The organism is Nocardioides pyridinolyticus (assembly GCF_054653575.1).
On sequence record NZ_BAAIFY010000036.1, the window covers coordinates 20,748 to 27,054 of the forward strand.

9 protein-coding genes are annotated in these 6,307 nt (G+C 70.5%); 6 read left to right on the plus strand and 3 right to left on the minus strand.

What is annotated here, in order from left to right; genetic code table 11:
- Positions 1-5 precede the first annotated feature (5 nt).
- Positions 6-512, minus strand: a complete 507-nt coding sequence (locus ACYQ0U_RS21050) for an Lrp/AsnC family transcriptional regulator (RefSeq protein WP_459975843.1) — start codon at positions 510-512, stop codon at positions 6-8.
- Positions 513-604: 92 nt separating this feature from the next.
- Between ACYQ0U_RS21050 and ald the strand changes: the two genes are divergently transcribed.
- The 3 genes from ald (at position 605) to ACYQ0U_RS21065 (ending at position 3,294) form a co-directional block, all read left to right on the plus strand.
- Positions 605-1,720, plus strand: coding sequence for an alanine dehydrogenase (gene ald, locus ACYQ0U_RS21055; RefSeq protein ID WP_459975844.1), 1,116 nt, complete (start codon positions 605-607; stop codon positions 1,718-1,720).
- Positions 1,721-1,771: 51 nt separating this feature from the next.
- Positions 1,772-2,776, plus strand: coding sequence for a beta-ketoacyl-ACP synthase III (locus ACYQ0U_RS21060; RefSeq protein ID WP_459975845.1), 1,005 nt, complete (start codon positions 1,772-1,774; stop codon positions 2,774-2,776).
- Positions 2,777-2,901: 125 nt separating this feature from the next.
- The gene (locus ACYQ0U_RS21065) at positions 2,902-3,294 is read left to right on the plus strand and encodes an STAS domain-containing protein (RefSeq protein ID WP_459975846.1); all 393 of its coding nucleotides are present in this window, start codon (positions 2,902-2,904) and stop codon (positions 3,292-3,294) included.
- Positions 3,295-3,423: 129 nt separating this feature from the next.
- Here ACYQ0U_RS21065 and ACYQ0U_RS21070 read toward each other — a convergent pair whose 3' ends face one another.
- Entirely contained in the window at positions 3,424-3,804 is a 381-nt protein-coding gene (locus ACYQ0U_RS21070) for a MarR family winged helix-turn-helix transcriptional regulator (RefSeq protein WP_459975847.1), read from the minus strand.
- A 3-nt stretch (positions 3,805-3,807) separates the two neighbouring features.
- On the opposite strand from ACYQ0U_RS21070, the gene ACYQ0U_RS21075 reads away from it, so the two are divergent.
- Together ACYQ0U_RS21075 and ACYQ0U_RS21080 are read left to right on the plus strand one after the other, a co-directional pair.
- Entirely contained in the window at positions 3,808-4,269 is a 462-nt protein-coding gene (locus ACYQ0U_RS21075) for a hypothetical protein (protein WP_459975848.1), read from the plus strand.
- Positions 4,262-4,558, plus strand: coding sequence for a hypothetical protein (locus ACYQ0U_RS21080; RefSeq protein WP_459975849.1), 297 nt, complete (start codon positions 4,262-4,264; stop codon positions 4,556-4,558). The genes ACYQ0U_RS21075 and ACYQ0U_RS21080 overlap by 8 nt, the downstream gene beginning before the upstream one ends.
- A gap of 65 nt (positions 4,559-4,623) precedes the next feature.
- Here ACYQ0U_RS21080 and ACYQ0U_RS21085 read toward each other — a convergent pair whose 3' ends face one another.
- Positions 4,624-5,412 carry a hypothetical protein gene (locus ACYQ0U_RS21085; RefSeq protein WP_459975850.1) on the minus strand — a complete coding sequence of 263 codons (789 nt, stop codon included), beginning with the start codon at positions 5,410-5,412 and terminating at the stop codon, positions 4,624-4,626.
- A gap of 127 nt (positions 5,413-5,539) precedes the next feature.
- Here ACYQ0U_RS21085 and ACYQ0U_RS21090 point away from each other — a divergent pair.
- The coding region (locus tag ACYQ0U_RS21090) for a glycoside hydrolase family 113 protein (protein ID WP_459975851.1) at positions 5,540-6,307 on the plus strand (768 nt) is incomplete at its 3' end.

Genomic DNA, 6,307 nt, shown 5'->3' on the forward strand with positions numbered 1-6,307 from the left:
GTCGGTCACGTCAGCAGCGGTGTGGACCCGGTGGTGACGTGCTCGAAGATCAGGTTCGTCTCCGTCGCCTCGACGTCCCGTGACGCACTGAGGTTCTCGACCACGAAGTCGCGCAGGTCGTCGGCGGAGCGGGCCGCCACGTGGATCATGAAGTCGTCCACGCCGGCGAGGAAGAACACGTTGAGCACGCCCGGCAGCCCGGCGAACCGGGCGGTGAACTCGCCGAGCGCGGTGCGCGCGTGCGCCTGGAGCCGCACCGACACCAGGGCCTGGAGCGGCCGGCCGAGCGCCTCGGGGGAGAGCTCCGCGCGGTGGGCGGTGATCACTCCGGCGTCGTGCAGGCGGCGTACCCGCATCAGGCAGGTCGACGGCGCGATGCCGGCGGCGGCGGCCAGGCTGTTGTTCGGCGTGCGGGCGTCCTCCGCCAGCAGCCGGAGGATCGTGCGGTCGATGGCGTCGAGCTCGACCGGGCGGCGAACGTTGTTCGACCGGCTCGCGGCAGGGGGAGGCACGTACGAAATCGTAGGCCAGCAGTCCGGGATTCTGCCGAATTTCCTTCGCCATTGTGTCGATGCTGAAGAACAAGGACGCAGAATCCGGCGCCATGAGGATCGGCGTGCCCACGGAGGTCAAGAACCACGAGTACCGGGTGGCGATCACCCCGATCGGGGTGCACGAGCTGGTCGCCCACGGCCACGACGTCGTCATCCATACCGGCGCGGGCCTCGGGTCCTCCATCGCGGATGAGGAGTACGTCGCCGCGGGTGCCTCGCTGGTCGATGACCCGGACGAGGTCTGGGGTGGCGCCGAGATGGTGCTCAAGGTCAAGGAGCCGGTGGCGGAGGAGTACCACCGCCTTCGTGAGGACCTGACGCTGTTCACCTACCTGCATCTGGCGGCGGACCGGCCGTTGACCGAGGAGCTGTTGAGACGCCAGGTCACGGGCATTGCCTACGAGACGGTGCAGCTGCCCTCGGGTGGGCTGCCGCTGCTGTACCCGATGTCGGAGGTCGCGGGCTGTCTGGCCCCGCAGGTCGGCGCGTACTCGCTGATGAAGGCCCAGGGCGGCCGGGGCGTGCTGATGGGGGGCGTGGGCGGGGTGGCGAACGCGAAGGTGGTGATCATCGGCGCCGGCGTGAGCGGCCAGAACGCGGCGAACATCGCGCTGGGGATGGGGGCGGACGTGACGCTGCTGGACACCGACCTGGACAAGCTGCGGATGTCGTTCTGGCGCTACAACAACCGGGTCCACGGGCTCGCGTCGTCCAAGCTGGCGATCGAGCAGCAGGTGGTGGAGGCGGACCTGGTGATCGGTGCGGTGCTGATCCCCGGGGCGGCGGCACCGAAGCTGGTCTCCAACGAGCTGGTGGCGCGGATGAAGCCGGGGTCGGTGCTGGTCGACATCGCGGTCGACCAGGGCGGCTGCTTCGAGGACACCCGGGCGACCACGCACTCCGACCCGACCTACGAGGTCCACGGCTCGATCTTCTACTGCGTGGCGAACATGCCGGGTGCGGTGCCGAACACCAGCACCTACGCCCTGACCAACGCCACCCTGCCCTATGTCGTGGCGCTGGCCGACAAGGGCTGGCAGCAGGCGCTGCGCGACGACCGCTCGCTCGCCCTGGGCCTCAACACCCACGCCGGACAGCTCACCAACGCCCCGGTCGGACAGGCCGTCGGCATCGACGCCGTCCAGCTCGACACCGTCGTCGCCTGAGCCGTCCGGTCCCGGCGTAGCCTTCAGGCCGGAGTCAGGGAGGAACGACGAATGGCAACCATCAGCCAGCGCTCGGGCGCGGCCGCCACGGCGATGCTCGGGCTGGGGACCTACCGGCCGGAGCGGGTCGTCACCAACGACGAGATCTGCGAGGTGCTCGACTCGAGCGACGAGTGGATCCAGACCCGCTCGGGCATCCGCACGCGCCGGTACGCCGCCGAGGAGGAGACGCTCCTCGACATGGCGACGATCGCTGCGGAGCGCGCGCTCGAGGCGTCCGGCGTGGCTGCGGCCGACATCGGCACGATCATCGTCGCCACGTCGACCCATGTGCAGCACACGCCTGCGGCCGCCCCGCTGCTCGCCGACCGGATCGGCTCACGCGCGGCCGCCTTCGACGTCTCCGCCGGATGCGCGGGCTTCTGCCACGCGCTGTCGGTGGCCTCGGACCTGGTGCGCGGCGGCAATGCCCGCTACGTGCTGGTCGTGGGCGCCGAGCGGCTCAGCACGTTCATGGACCCCACCGACCGCGGCACCGCGTTCATCTTCGCCGACGGAGCGGGCGCGGTCGTGGTGGGTGCGGCCGACGAGGCCGGGATCGGCCCGGTGGCGTGGGGGTCCGACGGCTCGCAGTCGCACGTGATCACCCAGTCGATGCGCTGCGACGAGCTCGACCAGGACCACCCGCTGGTCGTGCAGATGGAGGGCACCCAGGTCTTCCGCTGGGCGCCGTTCGCGATGGCCGAGGTGGCCCGCGAGGCCGTCGCCGGCGCCGGTCTGGAGATGAGCGACCTCGACGCGTTCGTCCCGCACCAGGCCAACCTGCGCATCACCGAGCTGCTGAGCCGCAGGCTCGAGCTGCCGGAGGACATCGCGGTCGCCCGGGACGTGGTGGACGCCGGCAACACCTCGGCGGCGTCGGTGCCGCTCGCGATCGAGGCGATGGCCCGCAACGGCGAGGTGAAGGAGGGCGACACCGCGCTGCTCATCGCCTTCGGCGCCGGGCTGAGCTTCGCCTCCCAGGTGGTCCGGGTCCCGCCGGTCGCCGGGCTCTGACCGGCGCGACCGTGCCGGTCGCCACCCCCAGAGGTGAGGTCGGCCGGGTCCTCGAGGGCTACGGTCGGAGGACGCGACGTTCAGACGAGGCGTCGTCCCTTCGAGCGTGACGGGATGGAACGCCCATGCACGCCAGCATCGCCCTCACCTTCGACGCCCCCGACGTCCACATGTGGATCGACGGCGAGCTCGACATCGCCTACCAGCACCGACTGCGCAACCACGCGGCGGACATCCTCGACTGCTCCGCCGGCACGGTCGACCTCGACCTGTCCGGCATCACGCTCGTCGACTGCGCCTGCCTGCGCACGCTCGACCGGCTCCGGCGCGAGCTCGAGGGCGCCGGCCGTGGGTTCGTCATCACCGACGCCTCCCTGGCCTTCGGGCTGGTCGCCTACCTCGCCGGGTACGACGACCTGCTCCGGTGCATCGCCGGGTCCGGGGTGCAGCCGCTGCGCACCCGGCGGGTCGCCGGGCCGCGACCGGCCACCGCCCGGGCGATCGGCAGCCTGTCCTAGTTCCCGCGTGGCCAGCGGGCGGCGAGCAGCACCGGGCAGGCCGACCCGCGTAGTCCGGCGCGCCCGGCCGCCCCGAGGTGCCGGCTGACCCGGTGGCCGACGCTAGCCACTGAGCCTCGCTGGTGGACGTCAGTCGCCCGGGGACTCGGCGGAGGTGGACAGCCAGCCGAGGGTCGCGGCGGGCCACAGGTCGTCGCCGACCTCGCCGGCGGCGTGGGCGAAGGCCTGGAACCCGGCGACGAGCACAGCTCGCTGGGCGGGCGACACCCGGGCGACGATCGCCTCGATCTCCACGGTGCGCGCCCCCGTCGCTTCGTCGACGATGGCCCGGGCGGTCTCGGTCAGGGTCAATCGGACCGCACGCCGGTCGCACTCCTGTGACGTGCGCGAGACCATGCCCTTGCGCAGCAGTCGCTCGCAGATCCGGGACACGGTCGAGGGGTTCACCGACATGATCCCGGCCAGGTCGACGACGCGGCTGCCTCCGGTCCGCGCGACGACCCCAACCACCTCGTGCTCGGCAACCGCTACAACGGCAACAAGGGGATTCCCGAGGCCGTGCTGCGTGCGATGCAACCGCACGTCGACGTGTTCTCGGTCCAGTACTTCACCGAACCGACCGACGAGTCCCGCCAGGCGATGCGCGCGGACCTCGCGCGCTGGCACGAGATCACCGGGAAGCCGGTGATCAATGCCGACCTCGGCAACTGGGCGCCGACCGAGCTCAACCCCCACCGGATCAGCGGCCTGGAGAGCCAGGCCGAGCGCGGCGAGGACTACGTGGCCGCGATCGAGGCGATCGTCGACGAACCCTGGCTGGTGGGGTGGCACTGGTGCGGCTACGTCGAGAACGTCGGCGGGCGCGGTTGGGGCGTCGAGGACCCCTGGGACGAGCCGTACGAGGACCTCGTGCACCGGATGCGCGGCTTCAACGTCGCCGTCTACGAGCGCGGGCAGGGGTCGGCCGATGAGTGAGCCCGGCGGCTTCGACCGCTACGGCGGCGACCTGAGGTACCCACGCGAGGCGACGGGCTTCTTCCGCACGGAGAAGTCCGACGACGGGTGGCGCCTGGTGACCCCGGAGGGCCACCCCTTCTTCATCGTCGGTATCGCGCACGTCGACGACTCGGTGCTCAAGTACGCGGAGAGCATCGACGTGTACCGACAGCGCTACGGCTCGCGCGCCACTGGATCTCCGACTGCGTCGTGGCGTCGTTGCGCGACTGGGGGTTCAACGCCTTGGCCTGGACCAAGCAGTGGGTGAGTCCGCAGATGCGGCACTCACCGGAGTGGACGCCCGACGAGTACCGCGGCAGCGGGTCCCCGTACCTACCGCACATCGACTTCCTCAGCTTCGAGCGCTGGAACCAGCAGGCGGTGTACAAGGACGTCTTCGGCGCGGAGTTCGAGGACTGGTGCGACTACCAGGCCCGGTACTGGTGTGCTGCGCTCGCCGACGACCCCAACCTCGTGGGGTACGCCTACACGGCGCGACCCCACTGGGACGTGGCCCGGTTCCGCGAGGTGACGTCCTCGCTCGAGGGTCTGGACGACCACGAGGCCCTGCGGCGCGTGGCGCGCCGCTACTACCAGGTCACGCACGACGCCATCCGGCGCTACGACCGTGACCACCTGATCTTCGGCGACCTGGTGGAGGGCGCGGACACGCTGCCCACGGGGCCCTCCGAGCCGCCGCCGGTGGTCTTCACCGAGATGGGTGACTACGTCGACGTGCTCTCGGTCAACTGGTACCACCCGTTCGACATCATGCGCGAGAGCCTCGACGCCTGGCAGCGCCTCTGCGACAAGCCGGTCTTCCTCTCCGACTCGGCGTTCGTGGCCCCCAACGACCTGCTGACCCGCGAGGACCCGTTGTTCGAGGGCGGCTGGGAGCAGGAACGCGGCGCGGCGTACGTCGAGATGCAGGACGGCGATGCGTGGACCCTGCTCGACCCGCGGGGCGAGCCGTTCGTCACCGTCGGCCTCAACCACCTCGACGAGACGAACCTGAAGTACCCGCACAACCACGACGTGTGGAAGCAGCGGTACGGCTCGCGCGACCTCGTGGATCGCCGACGGGGTCGTCGCGGACCTGCGGGACTGGGGATTCAACACCATCGGGTGGACCCAGGAGTACGTCAGCGGCGGTTGGGGCGAGGCGCTGGACTGATTCGGGGCGCCGATCGACCTGGGCCACTGGCTGCCCTGGTCGGCAGCCGACCTCATCTCCTCGGGGATGCCCCACGTGGTCCAGATCAGGGTCTCGGAGATCGAGGACTGGAGCGGTCACCCGTGGTTCCCGGACGTCTACTCCGAGGAGTTCGACGCGTACTGCGAGTACCTCGCGCGCAGCATCTGCGTGGACCACGTCGACAGCGAGAACCTGATCGGCTACTTCCTGGTCGACATCCCCGCCTGGCTGCCGCACGCCAGCGGAGCCGACTTCGCGGTCCTGCGCGGCCTCGACGAGCGGTCACGCAACATCAAGCTCTACGACGTCGCCTACCGCTACTACGAGACGATCACCAGGCACATCCGAGCCGCCGATCCCCACCACCTCGTGCTCGGAGACCGCTACAACGGGAACAAGGGCATCCCGAGCGCAGTGCTCACCGCGATGAAGCACTTCGTCGACGTCCTCTCGGTGCAGTACTTCCCGGAGCCGACCGCAGAGGGTCGCGAGAAGATGGTGCGCCGCCTGCGCGCGTGGCACGAGTACACCGGCAAGCCGGTGCTCCTGGCCGACGTCGGCAACTGGACGCCCACGACCCTGAGCCCCCACCGGACGAGTGCCCTCGAGTCCCAGGCGGACCGAGCGTCGGACTTCGTCGCGGCGCTCGAGCCGCTGCTGGCCGAGCCCTGGTTCCTGGGCTGGCACTGGTGCGGGTACGTCGAGAACACAGCTCGGGGGCTGGGGACTGAAGGATCCGTGGGACGAGCCGTACGCCGACCTCGTCGCGCCGATCCGGGAGCTCAACTCGGAAGCGACGCGCCCGTCTCGCCCTTGACCGAG

Bases quoted from the DNA above. Each gene is read 5' to 3' on its own strand.
- ACYQ0U_RS21080 (WP_459975849.1), top strand. From the start codon at position 4,262: ATGAGTGAGCCCGGCGGCTTCGACCGCTACGGCGGCGACCTGAGGTAC.
- ACYQ0U_RS21065 (WP_459975846.1), top strand. From the start codon at position 2,902: ATGCACGCCAGCATCGCCCTCACCTTCGACGCCCCCGACGTCCACATG.
- ACYQ0U_RS21085 (WP_459975850.1), bottom strand. From the start codon at position 5,412: ATGGTGTTGAATCCCCAGTCCCGCAGGTCCGCGACGACCCCGTCGGCG.
- ald (WP_459975844.1), top strand. From the start codon at position 605: ATGAGGATCGGCGTGCCCACGGAGGTCAAGAACCACGAGTACCGGGTG.
- ACYQ0U_RS21060 (WP_459975845.1), top strand. From the start codon at position 1,772: ATGGCAACCATCAGCCAGCGCTCGGGCGCGGCCGCCACGGCGATGCTC.